This is a genomic window from Porphyromonas asaccharolytica DSM 20707 (assembly GCF_000212375.1).
GTDB classification, from domain to species: domain Bacteria; phylum Bacteroidota; class Bacteroidia; order Bacteroidales; family Porphyromonadaceae; genus Porphyromonas; species Porphyromonas asaccharolytica.
Genome location: NC_015501.1, coordinates 2056830 through 2079911, shown reverse-complemented (window position 1 = coordinate 2079911; position 23082 = coordinate 2056830). Strand labels below are relative to the sequence as shown.

The following is a 23082-nucleotide window of genomic DNA, read 5'->3' as shown; positions in this document are numbered from 1 at the left end:
TTGTTAGGATGCTTCCCGTCGATGTGTGCTAGCTGAGATCGATAGCGTAGTACTTCATAGAGCCACCAGGGTAGAAGCCCTTGAGTAGTATCGCTTTGTCTCCGAAGCGGGTCTTCTGAGCTGCATCAACCAGCTTGCGTGCTGCAGAGACACTGCGTACAGCCTTATTATTGATCGAGAGGATGATAAAGCCCTCCTTGACTCCTGCCTCCTGGAGTTTGCCCTTGCCAACCTTGACGACCTCCAGACCATAGCTGACGCCTTGCTTGCGTAGCTGATCGCCCGAGATCTCTCGTAGGGAGGCTCCGAGGAGGCTACTGCTGTCTCTCTTGACGATCTCTGTGCTACCCTCATCGTTTTTGAGCGTTACCTTGAAGTCTCGCTTAGTGCCCTTGCGGTCTACGGTGACGATGATAGTATCTCCAGGACGGCAACGACCGATGCGCTCCTGTAGCTCGCCCATCTCGGTGATCTTGTTGCCATCGATGGCGATGATGACATCGCCCTCCTCGATACCAGCAGCGTAGGCTGCGCTGACCTCAGAGAACTCATTGACGTAGACACCCTGAGAGACTTTGAGCTTTTTCTCCTTTTTGATATCCTCATTGACCGTTCCTCCGACGATGCCTAGGACAGCACGCTGTACGGAGCCATACTTCTTGAGGTCGCTAACTACTTTAGCTGCCGTATTGATAGGAACAGCAAAGGAGTAACCAGAGTAATTGCCTGTCTCAGAGAAGATCATGGTATTGATACCTATGAGTCGACCCTGAGCATCTACGAGCGCGCCACCACTATTACCACGGTTTACGGCAGCGTCTGTCTGTATGTAGCGGGCTATCTGGGCCGTCCCCTGAGGACCCTCGACAGCGGTGCTACGTGCCTTAGCACTGATGATACCCGCTGTGACGGTACCTGTCAGGTTGAATGGGTTGCCTACGGCAAGTACCCACTCGCCGAGCTTGATCTTGTCACTATCGCCAAAGGGAATGGTGGGCAGATCCTTAGCATCGACCTTGAGCAGTGCTATGTCTACGGTGGGGTCTGATCCGATGAGCTTAGCCTCAAAAGTGCGGCTGTCATTGAGTGATACGGAGATGCTCTTAGCACCCTCGACTACGTGATTGTTCGTAATAATGTACCCATCGGTGCTGATGATGACACCAGACCCGAAGCTGGTGACGGTGCGTGACTGCGGACGGTCGAAGCCTCGCCCCCCGCCAAAGAAAAACTCGAAGGGATCTATATAATCAATAGTCTGCTCGCCCTCTACCTTGATATGTACGACTGCTTGTACTGCTAGCTCCGCAGCGGGAGAGAGATCGGGGGCATTGCCTACAGTACGACTGGAGGTGAGCTCGTAGTCGGACTGCAGGAAGCCGTAGTCGTTTTCTGAGCTTGGGTAGTTGCCCTGACTTAGGGCGGAGTAGGAGGATCCGTCTGTAGATGTTGCATTTCCGAGGGTGGCACGTACTACCCCCCACGAGACGAAACCACTGACGAGGGCTATGCCTAGCGTCAGGAGTAAGTATTTGAGGTATTTGTTCATAGTATTGAAGGGTTATATCTTCTTGCTAATAGGTTCATCGTATGGATAGTCCTCATAGGCTGATGAGCTGAGCTTACAGTCACCCGGGCCTGGGAGGCGCTATATCCAATAGACGATTGAAGTGGCTAAATGTTGCATTAGAGAGCTTGTCGAGCACAAGCTTTACAAGAGAAATTCGCTTGAAATGAGAAGACGCACACCCGCTTGTCTACAGGTGTGCGTCTACTATATATTATGGAAGCGTACTTAGGGACGCTTATCTGTCGGGAGTCTTACCAGAAACGGTAGCGTGTATCCTCGACAGGAGTCTTCATGATGAGCTCTTGCATAGCTCTGTATGCCATCTGCTGTCCATAGGAGCGACGCTTCTGAGCTGTAGCTGCAGGGGATGGCTTCGTGACAGAAGCATCTACGTTCTCCGAGATAGGCTGGAGGACAACTACCTCCGTGCCAGCACGGAATGGAGCAGAGAGCTGACCGATAGCCGTCGTCATAGCCTTGCCCACAAGTGCTGAGGGTGTACTGGGCGCAGTGACGTAGCTGATGTTGTAGAGCGTGTCTACGCTGGACTGCATCTCCGTGGCATAGCTGTTCAGGCTCTTCAGCTGCTTGCCTGCAAGGTTAGATGCGAGTTGGTCGCCACGCTGCTCCATCAAGACGATGTCACGTACTCGATCTGCCACCTGCTCGAAGGGCTGGAAGCCTGCGGGGTACTTTTTCTCTACTTGTGCTACGACTAGGTAGTCGTTTTCACCACAGCGGAAGAGCTTGTCTGATACTGCACCAGCCTTAGAGCGTAGAGCCCAGCTGATGATCTCTCGAGAGTTGGGGATCGAGGCGAGAGCTGCCGATGAACTATTGACATACTCGCCACGAACGACTGATAGACCAGCTGCCTGAGCGTCTTCCATCATTTTGTCAAAGCTCTTGTCACTCGTAAAGATCTCGTTGATCTTAGCTTGCTCCTTCCGGAAGGTCTCCTCGGAGAAGTTGATGGGTACTGTGAGCTGTGCGATCTTGTAGTGATTGACAGACGCTGTGGGGGCTGTCCTACGAACGAGTAGCGTAGCTCCTGGTCTCTCCATCTTGACAAACTGGTTGATAGGCGTCTTAGTTAGTGTGTCTAGCCCCATGCCGAAGAGCTCTGCCTCGGTAAAGGTGCTGTCGGGCATACCGGTGTAGCTATCCTGGTTGATGAGATAACCGCCATTTGCCTTAACCTGCTCATCCATAGAGTAGGTGGCTACGATCTGAGCAAGCGTGGCAGATCCACTCTGGATGGCCGCTATCAGACTATCAGCCTTTAGCGCATTGGTTGTATCGAGCGGGATCAGATTGACCTTTACCTCCTCGGGAGCCTGCTTGCGATCGATGAGCTTGATAAGTGTGTAGCTGTCATTGACAACGACAGGCTCGTTGACACTACCTATGGCACCTTCGCGCAGCATAGTCATGGCATTAGGTATGGTAGAGAGATATTGCTCTAGCTCCTTGTCTGTGAAGTAGGTCTCGTAGGCGTTGCCATTGTCATAGTTGCGAACAACCTTAGCGGGAGTTGTCGTGGCTAGTAGCTGAAGACGTGCGGTGTCTACCTCCGCCTTGGCAGCTGCATAGTCAGCTTCGCTAGGACGTACTAGAGTACTGTAGTAGTTGACCTTAGCCTGCTCAAAGGGGAATGCATAAAGCTGCTTGTGGCTATCGTAGTAAGCCTGTACTTGCTGGTCTGTTACTGTAACCTGATCATTAGGCAGGATGGTACTAGGTGTGCGTACGACAGCAACGGTACGCGTGCCTAGCCCTACGGTGTACTTCTCATCGAGTGAGTTGATGGCGTAGCTACGAGTGAGTAGTGCGTTGACCTTCTCAGAGAGTCGCTGTGTACGGATCTGCTTCTCTGTCTCCAACCACTGATTGCGTACAGAGATCATCATGCTTTGCTGCTCTGCTGGAAGGCTCTTGATCTTGTCCATGTCCAGCTCGCTCATGATGCTGCGGATCTGCTCAGGATCTCCCATGTCTACTCCAAACTGTGAGAAGAACTGTGTCGCCCACTGTGACGTGGGTAGCCCCTCGCCAAAGATGAGTGCAGAGACCTCTGCAGGGGTGACACGTAGACCGATCGCTTTAGCCTCCTGCTCTAGGACGTAGTCGGCTATGAGCTCCTGTGCTAGCTGATTGCTGATCTGTACACGATCTTGATCCGTTAGCTTGCCTTGGCGCTGACGCTCGTACGGCTCCGTGCGCTGGGTGAGAAGCTGCTGGTACTCGTCGTACTTGACTTTCTTGCCGTCAATTTTGAGAGCAACCATCTTGTTGTCCTGAAGCAGTGACGAACCTGATCGTAGACCATCACCGATGATAAATGCTAAGAGTGCGACACCTACTACGATGATGAGCAGGCCGGCACGATTTCTAATTTTCTGTAGCGTAGCCATTATATAGTACTATCTGTTTTTTCTTCTCTAGGAGTCTTGCTTTCCGACTATCCTCCGTTGGGTAGAATAGGGCGTGAAAGCTATCTAGGTGGCAAAGGTAGTTAAATTTCAGTTATCAGAGGTCTTTCCACATCTTCACAAGTTCTATACGGGTGTCTGTCGACTTGATAATGTCAAAGTGTAGCTTGCCAATAAGTATCTGCTCCCCTGGCACAGGGATGCGCTCAAGATGATTGATGATAAGCCCAGCGATGGTGATATATTCGTCGCTCGTGGGGAGTGCGAGCTCCCACTGCTCGTTGGCATCGTCGATCTCTAGTCGTCCGCTGAAGGTGTAGGAGCCGTCTGCGTTGTGCTTAGAGACGATTTTGTTTTGATCATGCTCGTCCTCAATGTCGCCGAAAATCTCCTCCACGAGATCTTCGAGGGTGATGAGTCCCGAGGTGCCTCCCAGCTCGTCGATAACGATTGCGATGGACTTCTTGCGCTGCATGAGGATCCCCATGAGCTTCTGCCCATTCATACTCTCAGGAACAAAGACAGCGGTACGTACACGCCCCTGCCAGTCAGGACCTTTGAACATCTCGGCCGAGTGAATGTACCCTAGTACATTGTCAATGTTTTCTCTATAAACGATGATCTTGGTCAGTCCAGTAGAGATAAAGAGAGAGGTGAGCGTCTCAGCATCAGTGCCGATCTCACAAGAGACGATCTCGTTGCGCGGGATCATGCAGTCTCTCACCTGTGTGGTGGAGAAGTCGATGGCGTTTTGAATGATCTTGACCTCTGTGTCGAGATCGCTAGATCCTTCTCCACTTTGACTCATGTTGAGGTAGTTGTCTAGGTCTAGAGTCGTAAGCTTGGGGTGCTCCTCAGTGGCTGGCATAGCGTCTTTCGGTAATAGCAGCATAAAGAGCTTCGAGAGCCCTGTGGAGAGGAGCGTGATCGGGTAGAGGAGTATGTGAAAGAATCCCGACGGCAGCGCTTTACGATACATCTGCTGGTTGGGATTCATCCGATTACGTGCTTTGGGCAGATACTCTCCGAAGATAACGATGATAAAGGTAGAAACGAGCGAATTGATCGTGATCTGAAAGACCACATTGCTACTAATGGGAGCTAGTAGCGGGGCAAAGAGTCTCGTCATGACCATTCCGTAGATGACCAGTACGATGTTGTTGCCTACGAGTAGGGTGGTGATGAAGCGGTCTGGACGACGATAGAGCATCGAGAGCGTACGCCCGATGATGCCCCCTCGCTTAGAGTCGAGCTTGAGACGCAGGCGATCTGCCGAGAGGTAGGCAATCTCAGTCCCCGAGAAGAATCCCGAGAGGAGTAAGAGCAAGACTATGTAGATCAGTAGCCAAATCGTGTCAGCCATGTAGTAGATGCTTCAAGTGTTTGCAAAGATAGTGGAAATATACAGATCTTTTCTACTCGCTCATTGCGGGATCATCCTTTACGAGCGTCTGGCCACTGCTCCCGTGGAAAGTGTATCTGGTGAACTGCTCGTCGCTCTCGAAGTCGCACCCTTTGATGCTCCGCTCTGGAGTATCTATCCATACACTGTCTGGGGTGTAGATGCGCTTCTCCTCTTGATCCCAATAGAGAAGGTGGGAGTAAAAGCGCGAACCGATGCGATTGCGTACGTTGACCTCTCCATGTAGCTCCCATAGCTTACGATCAGTCCAGTAGAAAGCGGAGTCAGCCTCTACGAAGACGGTCGTACTGTCTCGCTCGTCAAACTGCTCCGTGTAGAGCCCATGAGGAAAGTACCAGTGAGCCTCTCTGCCCACTTTGTCGTTTTTGCTGTACACATACCACTCAGGCGTGATTAGCCTGTACTGCGTGATACCTGAGTCAGCAACGAGTGCTCGCACATCACGGGTGTACATTGAGTAAGCGGTCTCAGGATCTAGTCCTACGTCGGAGAGTGGTGGTGGATCCTTGCGTTGACAACTAGTCACAGCGAGAAAAGCCGCAGCTAGTAAGCTGAAGCATAGTAAGAGCATCTGTCGGCTCTGGCACGTGTGTTTTATCATCTAAGAGTGATAAAGCTAGTAGGTCAGCCAGCTTAGTGAACTCATGAAGTCCCACTAGCTGGCTGACCTATTTGTATATATGAAGTCTACTTAGGTAGATCCATTGTCAGAAGCAGTCTTAGCGAATGCGTGTAGACTCTCCGATCCACCCACCTACGTAGAAGGAGTCTCCCACGTTCAGGTTAGGCTCGAAGAAGATTTCCTGCTGAGAGGGCAGATAGCTTGAGTATTGGCTGATCAGTCTACCAGCCTCACCGGCGACGCTGCTGTCTATGCTGCGAGCTCTCTGTAGTTTGTCAATAGCAAGCCCGTACACGAGACGCTGTCTGAGAGGATCATTGGGGAAGATGCTCTTAGCAGAGGCTGCGTACATTTGTGCGATCAAGATAAGCGGGGCTCCAAAAGAAGGATTGGCGGCCATAGCTTTGTTGCAGTATTGACGTGCCGATGCGTAGCTGTGCGCCTTCATGTCGATGACACCGAGCGTGTAGTACACTGTAGCTTGGAGACGCTTGTCCGAGGTGAGCGAGACAGCATCGTTGAGGTACTGCTTAGCTTGGCTCATTTGCCCCTTATTGATGCAGTCAGAAGCTAGTCCCATAGCAGCAGCTGCTGTCGGCTTGATGTTGTATAGGTAGCGGCTTGCGGTAGCGTAGAGAGGGCTGTTTTCGCACTTAGCATAGCGAAACATATCAAGCATTGCCTGGAGATACTTGATGTTGTCCTTGTTTTTCTCTAGGCCATCACCATAGATCTTGATCAGCATATCACAGTCGGCTAGACCGCTTGTGGCGAATAGCTCATCGAGCTGCCCCTTAAGCGCTTGTATGTTTTGTAGCTTGACTGTGTCGCCAGCTTGAGTGAGCGCATCGACATCGTTCTGTAGGATACCATTTCCTGTCATGTAGTCATCGACATAGTGCTCGTGCCAGTCAGGGTTACCGATCGCCTTATTCATCGAGGCGAAAACAAAGAAGTAAACTAGCTGGCTCTCAGTCTCCTCGCCCATCTCCTCTACGACAGGCTTTGCCCATTCGTAGATCTTGTCGTAGCTAGCCTTATCACCATAGAGGCGCAGATAGTCGTTGATCTTAGCGGTGGTTATATAGTCCTTACCATACTTAGGATCGTCGCCAAAGTACTTGATACGCATATCGTATAGCTTGAGGAGCTTCTCGATAGCGTCCTGACGAGCAGCGTCATCTTGGGCGGTCTCGATCTTCCAGTTCATAATCTGCACTCCGTAGAGGTAGATGTTCTTTGTCGATGCAGGGCACTTCTCTAGAGCCTCAAGCCAAAATGGGTAGGCCTCCTTAAAGTTATTTCCCTTGACATAAGAGGTGAAAAGGCTGATGTTTTGTCGGCACTGAATGCTGTCATCCCCAGAGCCAAAAGGAGTACCCGTCTCCACACCAGTCTGAGCCCCAAGCGTTAGCGAGGTCGCTAGGAGGACTAGTATAGGGGTTAATAGATTCTTCAGTTTCATCATGATCGGTATGTACAAAAGGTTTTTAATCAAGTTTGATGGGCTTGAACCACGCTTCGTTAAAGCGTAGTGCTACACTCAGCGTCAGATAGTGCTCCGCAAGTCCCGTTCCACTGGAAGGACGCAGGTAGGAGTATCCAAGATTTACGTCCACATGTGATCTCTTGTCCACGAGTGGTAGTCCGAGTCCTAGATTAGCTCCTATCTGGTAGTAGGAGTTGTAGCCCCCCAGGCTGTTTGGAATACGTAGGTACGCATTCTCACCTTGCAGACCAGCGCGATAAGCTATACGCTGTCCGTAGCGTGAAGAGCGATCGTTAGGTACCCACGACATGCCTAGAGCCACTTGCCACTGGTCTACCCCCTGGTAGTCTAGTGATTGGTTATTGGCTAGAGCTTCGCCCCATCTGCTATATTTGACATCCGCCCCAGCGATAAGTTTATTCTCTATTTGGTATGCTATACCAGCGCTAAAGACGTGTGGACGGGCAAAAAGAGACTTGCTAGAGATCGTGTCGGCATGGATGACCTGAGCCCCTTTTCCTGTTATAGCCTCCGTCTGGAGGGATAGTTGTCGGCTCCACATAGGTAGCTTAGGCTCGTAGGTGAAGCCTATATTGATCTTGTGACCATCTGTCGAGATAGGGATGATACCTTGCGATCCGATACGAATACCTAGCGAGCGGATGCGAAGATGATCGAGGAACGTCGGGTTGAGACTCTCCTTAATGTCGTATGTGATGCGACGCTCATGTTGTAGATTACCAAAGAGATAGGAAGCGTTGACGCCGAGAGACCAGTAGGGTAAGACCTTCCACGCGAAGCCTAGATAAACCTCCTGTAGGTTGCCTTGCCCTTTGTAAGCGTGTGCAGCGTAGTGATCTTGCGTGTTAGGTACAGGCACTCGAGTGCCGTAGCGATAGCCGACGGTCGAGTAGGGGACGAGTCCAGCGCTGGCAGCGAAGTGCTTGCCAAGAGGTATCAGAGCCGTAGCGTAGTCAAAGTTACCCACCATACGTGCGTCTCTCTTTCCAGCCTCAGTGAGCATATTCATCCCCATAGAAAGTCCAAAGTCAAAGAGGAAGGTCATCGAGTCTACCGCCGTGTAGGAGGCTGGGTTGGCCGGATTGATGATCATATTGTCTCGTATAGCGGTAGTCAGTCCGCCCATACCTCTGAGGGCATGGGGTGTCTGCTTGTCTAGTCTGCCTAGGCCGAAACGACTGTAGGGAGACTCTGTAGTATTACTCTGAGCGGAGAGAGCGACTGGAATCAAGAAGGTAGTCGCTAGGAGCGCCAGTATGGTAGTGATGCGTGCTATGTGTCGAGACATATATGCTGTATTATAATAAGGGGTGGTATCTGTGACGATCTCAAGTCACGGATAGCTAACTGTCACAAGAACGCGCTACTTGATATTGTAGTATGTCACGTAGCCCTCGTTCGACTAAGTTTGACTCTACAAAGGTCGGATATTTTAGCCACTTGACAAAATCCGAAGCATATCCTCCCGTAATCCATATCTCTAGACTAGGGTAGTGCCGGCGTAGGGTCTCTATATAGGAGTCAATCTCGTGTACGATGCTTCGTGCCACACCGAGCCATATCGCTTGATCCGTCTGCTCTCCTAGCTCTTGCTGCCATAGGTCTAGATGTGTATGAATGCCAGACCATGGCACACGAGGTAGCCGAGCCGTGTAGTCGTGTAGTGCTTGTAGTCGTAGCTCAGGACCAGGCGAAATGTTGCCACCCATGTAGCGTCTCTCGGGTAGAAGCAGATCGTAGGTAATGGCAGTCCCTATGTCGATGATTAGAGCGGGAGCCGTGGTGAGCTGCGCTACCCCGACGACACTGGCTATGCGATCTACGCCTAGGCTCTGCCTGTCGTACTGTATCTCAGCTAGTGGTAGCGGCGTCTTTGCGTCAAGCGTGACAAAGAGCTGGCAGATGCTTTTGATAGCGTTAAGCCAAGAAGCTTCCCGCTCTCCCACAGAGCTGTAGATGGCGAAGAGGGGCTCTGCTGGTAGCTGGTGGGTATGTATCAACTTCAAAAGTTGGTCGCTAGTGGGCGGCTCGGGGTAGAGTCGTGTCGGGTAGAGCTGCTCGTCGGTCGCTAATGCGATCTTAAGGCGACTATTGCCCTGATCTATGAGAAGGTATGTGGGAGACATAGTGTCATATACTGCTGCTTGGCTCGCAAAGATACAGCTTTTAGAGATTAGAGGTTAGAGCCAGGGCTGACGCATTATATACAATGAGCTCGTTTACCTTTCTATTCCTCGTCTATCGTTGTGTGTAGCTCTTGAAAATCCGATTATGATGCGTCAGCCCTGTCTGGAAAAATCCAACGTCGGCTCGTTACAATAATTTAGACCCGACTACAAATCGATATGGTGCTGTGTCGAGGAAAACTGATTTCCACGTGGATATTTCGAAATATCTAGGTGGAGAATTTTTATTTTCCACGTGGGGAAGAAAAAATTCTTCGGAGGAATGAAATGAAACTTCGGAGGAAATGAATGACGCCCACGTGGAAAATAAAAAATATCCACGTGGAGATTTGAGATTTTCCACGTGGATATTCGAGAAAGGAGGGAATCGGATGAATTGCCTCGTAAAGATATGTAAATAGAGATTGGAGACTAGAGGTTAGAAATTAGGGGGCAGGGGTGACATATTATAGTGAGCTCATCTATGCCTCACTTGTCGCTAATGTGTAGCTCCTGACAGAGCGATTATAATGCGTCAGCCCTGAGGTTAGAGTTGTTTCTAGTGACACTAGCCGATCGTCAACAGCTAACCACTAATCACGGCACTATTCGGAAGATCCACATGGAAAATGTTTTATTCTTTCCTGACCATTCAGAAATGTCTTCATAGAGGTGCTCTTGTCTAGCAGCATAATGAGTACTCCAGAGCTGAGACCTCTATTGATTGATATGGTAAGAGTGTTTTTGTCTAGCATTCATAAGGTGTTAAGAGCGATCTCTACTAGAGTAAATAGATGCTCCTTCGCAGGGTCTCTTTTAGAGCATCTACCTGAGTTCCCTTGCATTTTGTTTCCCTATTTAGTAGCTCAGTTCGTTTAGGTCGTGGAGTCGATTTCTTGAGAAGAAATGTAAGATTAGAGACTATGCGATAGTGCCCGCCTAGAGTCCTTGAGGGATAAAAAAAACATCTATCCCGTTCGCCATTTGGTTAAGTCGATAAATAATACTACTTTTGCAGTGTATTACGTGCTCATATAGATAATCCTAGGGGTACGAGCGATACACTAACATACTATAAACTAATCAGAAACAAACCAGTAACAAGATAAAGTATAATTATGAAAGTAAAGCTCTTTCTGATCTCCCTCTTGTTGGGAGTAACGACTCTAACGCTGAGTGCTCAGGAGACTGTAGCACCTCAAGCTGGCACAAAGCCTGTCTACAAGACAACCTTTGAGCGTGGCACAGCAGCAGATCATTGGTTCCTTACACTACAAGGTGGTGTGGGAGCTCAGTTCGTAGGAAGTAATGAGGAGAAGCCCTTTGGGGATCGTCTTCAGATGTCTTACTCACTCTCTTTGGGTAAGTACCACACACCTTCCTTTGCTACACGTCTCAATCTAGTTGGAGCACAGGCTCACACCTACTATAAGGTAGGCAACGAAGTGAGGAACTACGAGACTAGCTTCGTAGGAGCTCACTACGACTTCATGTTTGACATCGTCAATCACTTCAGCCGTTACAACGCTAAGCGTGTCTTCCACATCATCCCATTTGCAGGTGTGGGTTATAACATGAAGTTTAACAAGGCATTTGAGGATCTTCATCACACTGCAGCTCTCGATGCTGGTCTACAGCTCCAGTTCCGTCTAGGTCGTCGTGCTGATCTAGTTGTAGAGGCTAAGGCTATCTATAACAACTTCAACTTTAACTACACCAATGATCCTAAGGAGAAGGTATGGAATCCTAATGCTTACAACGGTCTCTACGGAGCCCTCACCGGCGGTCTTAACTTCCGCATGGGTGGTGTCGAGTGGACAGAGGTGGTACCTATGGACTATGCTCTGATCAATGACCTAAACAGCCAGATCAGCTCACTCCGTGCAGAGAATGCAGAGCTCAGCAAGCGTCCTGTATCTTGCCCTGAGTGCCCAGAGCTAACTGCCCAGACTACTACGAAAGAGGTTATGTCTGACAAGACCATCCTCTTCAAGTTCGATAGCTCACGCATCGACAAGAACCAGATGATCACGCTCTACAACGTCAGCGAGTATGTCAAGGCAAACAATACGCCTATCCTAGTCATCGGCTATACCGACACAACTGGTGATGCTAACTACAACCTGGGTCTATCAGAGCGTCGTGCTAAGGCTGTCGCAAATGCCCTCATCAATGACTTCGGCGTATCTGCTGATATGATCACGACTCAGTGGGAGGGTGCTACGGACAAGCTATTTGACACCAAGTCTTGGAATCGCGTTGTCATCATACGCTCTAAGTAAGTCGCATAGCTCACTCAAATCATCAATCTACGAATTAAACACACTAGAAATATGAAAGCAAAAGTATTTATGCTATCACTCGTTGTCGCCCTAACAGCTTTCGTGGCTCAAGCTCAGGAGGCTCCTGAGGTCGACAACCGCCCCGCATATAAGACGGAGTTTGAGCAAGACCCTGCTGCTCATTGGTTTATTGAGCTACATGGAGGTGCTGCTATGCTACCTTTTGGCAACAAGGCTAATGGAGACGCTGAGTTTGTAGACCGCATCTCACCCGTTGTCAGTCTCTCTTTAGGACGCTGGCACTCACCATACTTTGCTACCCGCCTACGTGGCTATGCATGGAATGTATATAGCTTTGAGAAGCCAGCTAACGAGGTCGTTCGCTATCAGAACGTCTTCGGAGCAGCTTCACTAGAGTTTATGTTTGACGTAGTCAACTATTTCGCTCCATACAGAGAGAACCGTGTCTTCCACCTCGTTCCCTTCGTTGGTCTGGGTGCACACATGAAGTTCTACTCAGCTGATGATAAGAGCGGTGATAGAGTTGGTACAGAGAATGATCTTAGTGGTCTGTTCAATGGAGGTCTTGCGCTCAAGTTCCGTCTAGGCAAGCGCGTCGACCTCAACCTCGAGGGTCAGATGATGGTCTCTAAGAACAACTTCAAGGGTACTCTAACGGCTCATAATCCTGCAGACGTTACAGCTCTTGTATCAGCAGGTCTAACCTTTAAGCTCGGTCGTGTAGCCTTCCAGCCTATTACTCCTATGGACTACGAACTCGTTAATGACCTCAATGGTCAGATCAGCTCGCTACGTGCTCAGAATGCTGAGCTCAGTAAGCGTCCTGTATCTTGCCCTGAGTGCCCTGATGCTCTAGCTCCTGCAACGGCTGTAAACGTTATAGAGAACGTCGTAGCTTTCCGTATCGGCAGTGCTAAGATCGACAAGAACCAGATGATCAACGTATACAACTCTGCCGAGGCTGCAAAGGCAAACGGTGGTAAGATCTACATCGTCGGCTATGCTGATGAGCAGACTGGTACGCCAGAGATCAACATGTCACTCTCAGAGCGTCGTGCTGAGGCTGTTAAGAATGCCCTCATCAACAACTACGGAGTCAACCCTGACAATATCGTCATCGACTTCAAGGGTGACACTGTACAGCCATTTGCTACAAACGAGTGGAACCGCGTTGCTATCATCAGCATCAAGTAAGCGACAGCAACGATAGTTACTTCTTACATCGTCATGGCATAACTCTTTGCTAGATAAGGCTTGACATGTAGAGGTACAAAAATCTAAATATAAAGAGAGGTGGTGACCATGGTTGCCACCTCTCTTTATTTATACGTGTCCTCTTTAGTAAAGGAGGCACTTGATGAGCAGTGATCGTTGTATCAAAACGAGTTGTCGCCCTGCTTTCTAAGTTCATATGCAAGTAAAAAGCGAAGTTTTTTCTCGTTTCGCAAGCTCGGTCGACTGCTCGGCGGGGAACCGCTCGGCGGGGTGGGGGCTCCCACCGTAGGGGCGGACCTGTGTGTCCGCCCGTCCTCACCTGAGCGCAGTCTATTCTGCGGGCGGACACGTAGGTCCGCCCCTACACAAGCTACGTCAGCACGACAATTCCATTCATCAAACGCTGTAACCTCGATCTGTAGGGACGCACGGCTAGCATCTAGAGGGGGGCTGTCTTCGTTAAAAACCACAACGCAGACAAATCGTTACACGTCTCTAACTTCTAATCTCTAACTTCTAATCTCTGACTTCTAACCTCTAACCTCAGACTCGATAGTCACGTAGGGATTTGACATTTTCCACGTGGCTATTTTTTATTCTCCACGGAGGCGCGGATCATTCCCTCGGACATATCATTTGATTTCTCCGAAGTTTCATCTCGTCTCTACGTGGGGATTTTTTTTGTTGCTACGTGAAGGATGAAAAATTTCCACGTGAGTACGTCTCTTCTCTGGAATCGTCTCGACAGATATGAGCATCGGATTATCATGCGTAGCCCTGGGGAGCTGAAGCTTTGCTGAGTCTGTCGCTTTTCTGTACCTTTGTAAGAGATTGTGGTTAGTGGATAGGCATACCGCTCACTACACCTATGCGAGGTGTAGCGTATGTCACGCCACTCTAAGAGGGAATCAGGTGCAAGTCCTGAGCAAACCCGTTGCTGTAAAGCTCCCCACAGGCTAAGATGACATCTACCTAGATGAGACCACTGCCCTGCTAACGTTACTAGGGGTGGGAAGGAGACACCTTAGCGAGCTAAGCCAGAAGACCTTCCATGATCGTTGTACACATCAGCCTGCAACGTGGACTTTGCAGTACGATATGCTTCGAACTAGGGGCTTATACTTCCTCCCTATGCACTAGACGACTAGGATAGATGCTCCTAGTCGGTGGCTCGTTGAGCTACTGAGTTGTTGAGTCGTAGAGTCTACTATGCGGTACTGAGATAGTATCTTGAATCCCCTAGACTCTATTGATATGAGACATATCTACTTGCTTGTACTGCACACCCTCACCGGTTTACTCCTCCTAGGTGTGGCGACACTCTCTGCGCAGGAGAGTCGCATCACGGAGGTGCTCGCTTACCATCCAGCTCCAGGACAATTTATGGGTAGCGAGGCGATGGCGAGCCAAGATGTCACCACTTATGCTGATCTTCTTCGCAAAGCGCAGAAGCGCCTTGTCGAGGAGCACACCTTCCTCTCTCTCGGTGGGTGGGGTGGGTACATTGTCGTACGCATTCAGCCTGCATTGGTCAACCAGCCTGGTCAGGCGGACTTTGCCATACTGGGCAATGCTTTCATTGGCAATGCGGAGCCGGGGATCATCTATGTGAGCCAAGATGTCAATGGCAACGGACTAGCGGACGACCCGTGGTACCGCATCCGTGGCAGCGAGGACTATCGTAGCAACCTTGACTACACAATCACCTACTACAAGCCAAAAGATCCATACAACGACCCCATCGCCTGGAGCGACTCGGAGGGAGAGTCGGGACTCATACCGCGCAATAAGTACCACACGACCAATAGCTACTATCCGCTCTGGGAGGGTGATAAAGTGACCTTCATGGGGGTCCTCCTGCCGGACTGTATGAAGCTAGACTCCGCAAGTGGACAGTGGCAATCTGAGCCTTACGCTTATGGCTATGCAGACAATCACCCCAACGACTCCTCCGGTAGTCACATTGATATAGACAGTGCGGTCAATGCAGCGGGTGAGTTGGTACAGCTAGATCGTATCGACTTTCTCAAGGTGCAGACGGGTGTCCATCAGCAAAATGATGTGACGGGTGAAGTGTCGACCGAGTTCGCGGGTATCAGACCTCTCGCCAAGGGCTCCAGCATCGTTTCTCCTACGGCTACGCCAGCAGTACGTCTCTCTTATAGCGACAAGCAGCTACAGATCGAGAGTGAGGTGACTGGTACGCTATACCTATATAATATAGATGGGCAACTGATCCTAACGCATCCACTCTCTGTGGGTAGTGCGAAGGTCGCTTTGCCCGCTATGGGCGATTGCTATATCGTACTTTTACGCCTAGAGGGCGGAGCTACGACATCGCATCGTATATGCAGACAATAACAAACTATATATTCACTCAATTACTATGCAAAGAACAGTAACGACAACGCTCCTACTACTCTGCTGGTTACTCCTGCCACCGATCGTGTGGGGACAAGAGGACAACGAACTCTTGATGCCCACAGAGACTTGGAGCAGTAACGAGCATAAGGTGGGAGATACCCCGCTGATCCTCTACGATAGTGGAGGAGCCGACGGCAATGCTTTGGCAAGCAAGACGGGGAAGATCCTCTTCACGCCAGAGCAAGCTGGCAAATGTATCGAGATAGAGATACAGGAGCTTGCCTTAGACAATCAAGACGAGCTTTACATCCTCGAGGGTGCCGCACCTTTCTCTAATTGGTCCTCTCCTAACGAGAAATTAATTATCAGGAAGTTTACTAAGGAGGATAGACCGACGCTCCCCCTTAAGCTTCGCTCCAGTGACAAGTCTGGTAAGCTAACAATCGGTAGCAAGACGAAAGTTAATCCAGGTGCCGGCTTTAAGATCATCGTACGCACGGTCGATCAGCCTGCGATCCAGGTCGCCTCTGTCCTAGAGGACAAGAGTGCTAGCCACGACCCCTACATCGGCGAGCAGTCGCTCATCGTCTCTAACCTCAAGATAACAACCGAGGGACTAGCCAAGGCTCCCCAGCTGACGGCTCTGCACTACAAGCTCAGCGAGACAAAGCCGAGCGACATCACGGCAATATACCTCTACGAGGCAAACAGTCGTAAACCCAAACAGCTAGACGCTGACAAGCTACTCGGCAAGACGACAGAAGTCTCTGCCGAGGGTACGATCACACTCTCTAAGGAGTACACGCTCTCTGAGCCTAACTATGATCTAGTTTTGGTCGTTGACCTCAAGAGCGATGTGGAGGCTGGTAGCCGTATCGATGTTGCTACGACAAAGCTCACAACGACTCTGGGCGACCACGAGGTAACGCTCCAAGAGCCTAAGGCGCTCACCGTAGAGGATGCCTACGCACTCTCTAAGACTCCGCAGACCTATACCATAGGTGATAAGTCTCTGACGCTATACGATGATGGCGGTAAGTATGAGCCAATCAGCGAGAAGTTTGACGGATACGCTGTCTTCAAGCCTGAGACTGCTGGCAAGGTGATCCAGGTAGACTTTACGAAGCTAGATCTCTTTAGCTACTCTTCGATCGGTCGTGCTGATCTCGTTGAGGTGTACAATGGCTCAGAGGTCAATGCGGACAACCTCATCATCAAGCTCAACAAGGAGACGGCTTACAAAGCAACTTCGACAGCCCCCGACGGTAGTCTGACGATCCGTCTTGTAACGAATACGGGGACTCCTAAGGCTGGTTTTGAGGCACTGGTCTCTCAGATCGCTCCTCTGCCTATGGCGGTCGACTCGCTCTCGGGTAGAACCATCGAGGTCGACACTTTTGCGATGCCTATCAATGCGGGCGTCCAGCAGGTTGGCATGGTTGCCTTCACGCTCGTTGCTAAGGGGACCAAAGACCCTGTCACACTGCAGCGTCTAGACCTTAGCTCAATCAGCAAGACGAAAGACGTAGCTCAGGTGGCGCTCTATTACAGCCCGATCGTAGATGACTTTACGAAGGCTAAGGAGATCGCACGCTGGGACTTTGCCGAGGCACTCACCGCCACGCTCCCCATGCCTCAAGTACTGCGTGAGGGGGCTAACTACTTCTACCTAGCTGTAGACCTCCAGGAGACTGCTCACAAGGGCAACAAGGTCAACCTATCCATTGACAAGCTCTACCTCTCAGCAGGCGAGAAGACGCTACCCGAGCAGGAGCGCACCCGCACGGAGGCGCTAGAGGTAATGAATAAGATGGTGCTCACCCTCGGTAAGCATCATATCAAGGTGTACGAGCCTTGGGACTTTACGCCTCAGCTCAAGCACAGCCTTACCACGGGATATGACACTGACGCAGGCGAGCGCAGCGTCACCTTTGAAGCTACCACTCCAGACAACGTTATACAGCTTGACATCAATGAGTGGGACTTCTACTACTCCTCTTGGGGTAGCAAGCCTACGCTCCGAATCTATGACGGAGAGGATGCCACGGCTCCTCTGCTCTTTGAGCTAAAGTCCGATAGGGAAGCCTACAAAACGAAGCCTGCCGACTACATTCGCTCTACGCAGAAGGCTCTGACCTTCGTCTTTGACGCTAAAGGTGCATCAGGTTCGCTAGGCTGGCGTGGTCAGGTCAAGCAGTACCTGCCACAGGACATGAAGGTTGACTCAGCCGCTGCAAAGCAGCTCGAGCTACCCTTCGTCGCTGTCGGCTCTGAGCAGAACCAAGTCTTAGCTCTTGACCTCCATACGACTGGAGACCGCAATCCGATCCATATCGATGGGCTCACCGTAGACCTCAAGGGTGGAGCTCCTCAGATCGAGCGGGTGGCACTCTATGCCGCTACGGTTGAGGGTACACTCGATGCGAACAAGCTCATCGCAGAGGCTCAGGTGGAGCCGACGATGCAAAGTGTCGACCTGCCGACCGACTCACTGCAGAAGTACGGTATGCTGAGGGAGTTTGCCAATAGCTACATTCTCGCACTAGACATTCGCAAGGATGCTCCCTTGGCTGACAGCATAGATGTGGCTATTGCCAAGCTATCGGTCGCTGGTCAGACGGTTGCTGTCCGCGACGCTGATCCTAAGGGATCGTACAAGCTGGTCAACATTTTCAACCACCCAGCATCGGACGACAATAAAGAGGTGACCGTTACCACGCCGCTATCCTATTACGATGAGGGTGGTCCCAATGGCAATACGCTCAAGAACACAGGCTCGTACGTGACCTTCCTCCCAGCCCATGAGGGCGAGGTGATAACCCTCACGATCGACTCAATAGCTCTAAGAAGTGCCACCTTCGGCATCTACTCTGGGCGTGACCATACAGATGAGAGCAAGCTACTCTCCACAGGAGACAACAATATGCTCAAGCAGACTGGTGTCAAGACCTTTGTCTCGCAAGAGCAGGACGGCTCGCTGACGGTCTACTACAAGGGCTCAAATACTTACGCTTACGGCTGGGCTGCTCGTGTAGAGAGTGTCAAGCCTCGCAATCTATTTGTCGAGAAGGTCTCTGCGGAGGCTCTCCCCGTAGATGAGCAGGGTGTACTCTCGGGTAGCTCACTGCCCGTAGTACGTATCGACCTAACCACCGCTGGTGAGCAGGGCAAGACGACCCTCGAGAAGCTACAGCTAGAAATCTCTAGCGAAGGCATCGAGGAGCTCGCACTCTACACTACGGGAGCCATCAAGGAGTTTGACGAGGCACGTCTGATAGCTACAGTCAAGCCACTAGCGACACAGACAGATGTAGTCTTTAAGCTCGATCCCGCCGATACACTTACGCTATCGCGTACGCAGTACTACTGGGTCAAGGCGCAGCTCGCTGGCGACCTCAAGGCAGGTACACCTATCTCAGTCTCTGCCAAGGGTGTTACCGCTGGAGGTGCCAAGTACGATGTGATCCAGGAGAAGCCCTTTGACACGAAGACGCGCGAGGGCGGACTACAAGGCACACTCCGTGTCGGCTCTAGTAGCTCTGCTACTTACAAGAGCTTAGCTGCCGCTGCTAAGGATCTGACCAAGCAGGGTGTCTCTGGTGCTGTCACCGTAGAGGTCGAGCCTGGTGAGTATCCTGAGGCGGTCCTTCTAGAGCGTGTCCCCGGAGCTTCTGCCAAGAACAGCATCACCATCGTTGGTCTCGGCAACTCCCGTGACGAGGTCGTTCTCTCTGCCAATGGCTATGACAAGCCTATTGGGGACGATGCCTACCGACGTGCTTATGGTGTGATGACCGTACGCAATACCCCCTACGTGACGCTACGCAATATGACGATCCACTCGACAGACCTAGGTTTCCCAACGATGGTCTACGTACAGGAGAACTCATCGCACTTCACGATGGACAATTGCTATGTCTACACCAAGAACACGAGCAATACTGGCTACAATATGTCTCCGCACCTTGTCAAGATAGAGGGAGCTAGCCGTCCACACGCGCAGAGCTGTGACGTCGTGGTTGAGAACTCGCTCTTTGAGGGTGGACACATTGCTCTACAGATCGGAGGTACAACGACCGTTGCCAACCCCGTAGGTAAGGGCTACACGGTACGCAACAACCGCTTCGTAGATCATAGCGGTAAGGCTATCTACGTCACGCGTGCCTCGGAGGTCCTTATCGAGGGCAACGAGATGGTACAGCAGATCGCTCCTCAGAGAGAGTACATCGGTATCGATGCAACCTTCCACACGGATGTGAAGATCATCGGTAACGACTTTGACCTGACACAGCCTGAGGCGTATAAACTCAGCAACCTCATCGGTATCAACGTTCGTGAGGTGCAGGGTGAGGGACTACTTGTCGCCAACAATGTGATACGCATCACGCGTGGATCTGCTACTAGTCGAGCTTTTGCAGCTAGCAAGGTGACGGGACTGAACTTTGTCTTCAACACCGCTATAGCTCGTGACGGCAAGTGCACAGCACTCCTCATGCTCAATAACACGATTGCCTCGTCTCAGCTCTCTGACAATATCCTGCAGAACCGAGACGGTGGAGGCATCCTCTTTAGCAATCAAGCACTTCCCAACGAGCAGCTCACTTGCGACCGCAATGCGCTCTACACTTCTGACAGTGAGGGTATACTGATCACCGCCAAGGGTAAGAAGTACGACGAAACCAACTATCAGGAGGCGACGAAGAGCACAGCATCTAAGGTCGTAGAGGTTGCCTTTGTATCTGACAAGGTACTCTATCCGAAGGATATGACCGTACTACCACAGGGAGTACAGCACGCTGCTGTCACGACGGACATCCTCGGAGCAACTCGTGACAAAGAGCATCCGACCGTTGGAGCTTATGAGCAAGATCCTAATGTGACTGATGAGGCTCCCAAGCTCATCAACAAGGAGGTAGTTCGTGCACTGCATCAGTCTGCTACGATCTCTGTCGAGCCAGATCAGATGACCGACGTCTACCTGATGACGATCGCACAGGGTGAGGAGACTACGACAGCTCCAGACGCTGCTACGATACGAGACAAGGGTACGCACTTCACGGCTCTTGCCAAGCGTACGACCGAGTTCACCATTATGGGGCTAAAGCCTGAGACCACTTATGAGGTCTACGGACTGCTCCATGGTACGCTCAATAATAAGGAGACCGAGCCTGAGCTCCTCTTCACCTTTACCACCACCTATATGCCTACACGAGTGGCTACCTTTGAGAAGGACAACCGCACCATAGAGGGTGATGTCGTCTACTCAGGCACCAACAGCTTTGTAGGTATCAAGGTCGTCGAGGACTTCACCCGCTCACTCAATCAGATTGCTGAGATGGCGGGCGACAAGGTGACCATCACCGTGACCAACTCTAAGGGCAAGATACCACAGCGAGGCTTCTCGCTCATGGCTGACCGCCCCGTCTATATGCGCATCGATGGCGGTACACGTATCACGCTCCCCGCTACTGAGCAGGAGTGGGCTTACGTAGACCTCGCTCAGAGAGGCGACATACGTGAGGTGACTCTCGAAAGCCGTGGCAAGCTATGGATCGACGACTACAACGGCGATGCCCTTGCTATGCAGCTCGCTATTGCTCCCGTGACCATCAGTCTCGGACAGCAAGCTCAGTTGACGGCTGAGGTGATCCGTGGTGTAGCGCCTTATAGCTACGAGTGGTCACAGGGCGACTCGCTGCAGACTGTCTCTGTAGCTCCCACGCAGACGACACGATACAGTGTCACTGTGACTGACGCTGCGGGTAGCCAGGTTACTGAGAGCGTCTATGTCTACGTCAATGGACTACACGGCGATGCGATGGTGGCAACCTTTGAGGAGGAGCCACTCTCTAGCGAGGAGCCTTACAATCAGAAGGCTCCATTTGGCAGCGGTTCATTTGCTTTCTCCAACAGTTACAATGCTGAGTGGAATAGCTGGAGCGGCTTTGCCCTAGCAGCTAGTGCCGATACAACCTACACGGGCGCCTTTACGACGCAGCAGTACAACAACGTCGTCGGTGGTGGTCAGGAACTGGAGGGTCACTCCAAGCAGTATGTCGTGGCTTACTGTCCTGGCGACAATCCGGCATGGGGCACCTACAACCCCATCGTCACGGTCATGCCCGGTAGCGACCGCAAGGTTCAGCTCGATGGTGTCTATCTGACGAACACAGCCTGGGTCAAGAGCTTTGCTACCAAGGGCGACAAGAACTTCGGTCGTCCCGCCTTTGAGGAGGGTAGCTTCTTTATCGTGACCATCACGGCTGACAATGGCAACAAGGTCGAAGTGCCACTCATCGACTATCGCAATAAGAAGCGCGAACTGGTCAACGACTGGAAGTGGATCAATCTCTCCTCTCTCGGTGAGGTCAAGACGCTCAAGTTCTCCATCGAGTCGAGCGACAGCTATGCGCCTAGCTACTTCGCTATGGACAACCTGCACATCAAGCAGGATGCCTCTACCAAGCCTGCTAAGGAGCAGATAGCACTTGAGGTGATGGCAACGACCGAGACCACAGCGCAGGTACGCTGGCAGGCACTCCCCACGCAGGTGAGCTACACGGTAAGCTATCGCCCTGTAGGTGCTGACGCTAGTGCGACGCAGACGATGCGTCTCGATCCTACGCAGCAGCTACGCTCGCTAGAGCTTCGTGACGGTTATGTCTACACCACCCTCGAGGGGCTACAGACTGGCACACGCTATGAGGTCACCGTCGAGGCGACCATTATGCCAGCTATGCAGACGGTCGCTCAGGGTAAGACCACCTTCACGACTCAGGCTATCGATGGTAAGCTAGATGCTAAGCTCGTCGCAGGCTCACTGCAGGCTCAGAGCTTCTCCATCTCCTTTGCTACGATTGACAAGGCTGAGCGCTATATGGTTGAGCTGGCTAAGGTGGACAAGGAGGGTAACGCTACAGCTGTCGATATCATCAGCATCGCTGCTGACGGCTCGCCTCTAGGCGAACTCTCACCGTTCCAGGGTCCGCCCACGCTACAAGATGGTCGCATCACGCTACCGCTCGCCAATCTTAGCGAGCAGACCGCTTACCGTGTGACCATCACAGCGCGTCAGGGCGAGACGAAACTCTGCTCTGAGCAGCTCATCATCGTCACTCCACAAGCGACGGCACTCGCTGACGTCAATGGCGAGACTGGACGTGTCATAGCGACCCCCGCGGGTATCCTCGTGATCGGTCTACAGGGTGCGACCGTCGAGCTCTACACAGCTAGCGGTGCTCAGATAGGTCACTACCAGATCACTGAGCCTGAGCAATTCATCGCTGAGCCATTCCAGTCCGGTGTCTACATCGTCGTGGCTCACAAGGCAGGCGAGGTCAGCACCTTCCGACTGATCCTCTAGCGATAAACTCTACACGGAGCTAGCGCTCTATAAACTTCGTAGCCCCACTCGGTCATCGTACCAGGTGGGGCTACTGCTTTGTAAAAAAGTGAGCTGTTAGCTAGAAGCACTAGAG

General features: G+C 51.4%; 11 protein-coding genes and 1 riboswitch. Of the genes, 4 read left to right on the top strand and 7 right to left on the bottom strand.

The window, feature by feature from the left end; translation table 11 throughout:
- Positions 1-28: 28 nt before the first annotated feature.
- From PORAS_RS08130 to PORAS_RS08100, 7 genes are all read right to left on the bottom strand, one after another.
- A complete protein-coding gene (locus PORAS_RS08130) occupies positions 29-1549 on the bottom strand; it encodes a Do family serine endopeptidase (protein WP_013760886.1) in 1521 nt (506 codons plus the stop codon).
- 272 nt (positions 1550-1821) lie between these two features.
- A complete protein-coding gene (locus PORAS_RS08125) occupies positions 1822-3984 on the bottom strand; it encodes a peptidylprolyl isomerase (RefSeq protein WP_004331865.1) in 2163 nt (720 codons plus the stop codon).
- Positions 3985-4099: 115 nt separating this feature from the next.
- Complete coding sequence (locus PORAS_RS08120; RefSeq protein WP_004331848.1) at positions 4100-5365, bottom strand: hemolysin family protein; 1266 nt, start codon at positions 5363-5365, stop codon at positions 4100-4102.
- A 52-nt stretch (positions 5366-5417) separates the two neighbouring features.
- The gene (lptC, locus tag PORAS_RS08115) at positions 5418-6026 is read right to left on the bottom strand and encodes an LPS export ABC transporter periplasmic protein LptC (protein ID WP_245528023.1); all 609 of its coding nucleotides are present in this window, start codon (positions 6024-6026) and stop codon (positions 5418-5420) included.
- A gap of 118 nt (positions 6027-6144) precedes the next feature.
- Entirely contained in the window at positions 6145-7515 is a 1371-nt protein-coding gene (locus PORAS_RS08110) for a tetratricopeptide repeat protein (protein WP_013760884.1), read from the bottom strand.
- A 22-nt stretch (positions 7516-7537) separates the two neighbouring features.
- Positions 7538-8845, bottom strand: a complete 1308-nt coding sequence (bamG, locus tag PORAS_RS08105) for a BamG family beta-barrel-assembly machinery protein (protein ID WP_013760883.1) — start codon at positions 8843-8845, stop codon at positions 7538-7540.
- 55 nt (positions 8846-8900) lie between these two features.
- Positions 8901-9683: a type III pantothenate kinase gene (locus PORAS_RS08100; RefSeq protein WP_013760882.1), complete on the bottom strand. Its 783-nt coding sequence runs from the start codon at positions 9681-9683 to the stop codon at positions 8901-8903.
- Positions 9684-10840: 1157 nt separating this feature from the next.
- On the opposite strand from PORAS_RS08100, the gene PORAS_RS08095 reads away from it, so the two are divergent.
- From PORAS_RS08095 to PORAS_RS08080, 4 genes are all read left to right on the top strand, one after another.
- Entirely contained in the window at positions 10841-12004 is a 1164-nt protein-coding gene (locus PORAS_RS08095) for an OmpA family protein (protein ID WP_013760881.1), read from the top strand.
- A 51-nt stretch (positions 12005-12055) separates the two neighbouring features.
- Complete coding sequence (locus tag PORAS_RS08090) at positions 12056-13219, top strand: OmpA family protein (RefSeq protein ID WP_013760880.1); 1164 nt, start codon at positions 12056-12058, stop codon at positions 13217-13219.
- A gap of 876 nt (positions 13220-14095) precedes the next feature.
- Positions 14096-14308, top strand: a riboswitch (cobalamin riboswitch).
- A gap of 186 nt (positions 14309-14494) precedes the next feature.
- Positions 14495-15601, top strand: a complete 1107-nt coding sequence (locus tag PORAS_RS08085) for a hypothetical protein (protein WP_013760879.1) — start codon at positions 14495-14497, stop codon at positions 15599-15601.
- Positions 15602-15626: 25 nt separating this feature from the next.
- Positions 15627-22967, top strand: a complete 7341-nt coding sequence (locus PORAS_RS08080) for a DUF4465 domain-containing protein (protein ID WP_013760878.1) — start codon at positions 15627-15629, stop codon at positions 22965-22967.
- Positions 22968-23082: the final 115 nt, after the last annotated feature.

Bases quoted from the DNA above. Each gene is read 5' to 3' on its own strand.
- PORAS_RS08130 (WP_013760886.1), bottom strand. From the start codon at position 1,549: ATGAACAAATACCTCAAATACTTACTCCTGACGCTAGGCATAGCCCTC.
- PORAS_RS08125 (WP_004331865.1), bottom strand. From the start codon at position 3,984: ATGGCTACGCTACAGAAAATTAGAAATCGTGCCGGCCTGCTCATCATC.
- PORAS_RS08120 (WP_004331848.1), bottom strand. From the start codon at position 5,365: ATGGCTGACACGATTTGGCTACTGATCTACATAGTCTTGCTCTTACTC.
- lptC (WP_245528023.1), bottom strand. From the start codon at position 6,026: ATGATAAAACACACGTGCCAGAGCCGACAGATGCTCTTACTATGCTTC.
- PORAS_RS08110 (WP_013760884.1), bottom strand. From the start codon at position 7,515: ATGATGAAACTGAAGAATCTATTAACCCCTATACTAGTCCTCCTAGCG.
- bamG (WP_013760883.1), bottom strand. From the start codon at position 8,845: ATGTCTCGACACATAGCACGCATCACTACCATACTGGCGCTCCTAGCG.
- PORAS_RS08100 (WP_013760882.1), bottom strand. From the start codon at position 9,683: ATGTCTCCCACATACCTTCTCATAGATCAGGGCAATAGTCGCCTTAAG.
- PORAS_RS08095 (WP_013760881.1), top strand. From the start codon at position 10,841: ATGAAAGTAAAGCTCTTTCTGATCTCCCTCTTGTTGGGAGTAACGACT.
- PORAS_RS08090 (WP_013760880.1), top strand. From the start codon at position 12,056: ATGAAAGCAAAAGTATTTATGCTATCACTCGTTGTCGCCCTAACAGCT.
- PORAS_RS08085 (WP_013760879.1), top strand. From the start codon at position 14,495: ATGAGACATATCTACTTGCTTGTACTGCACACCCTCACCGGTTTACTC.
- PORAS_RS08080 (WP_013760878.1), top strand. From the start codon at position 15,627: ATGCAAAGAACAGTAACGACAACGCTCCTACTACTCTGCTGGTTACTC.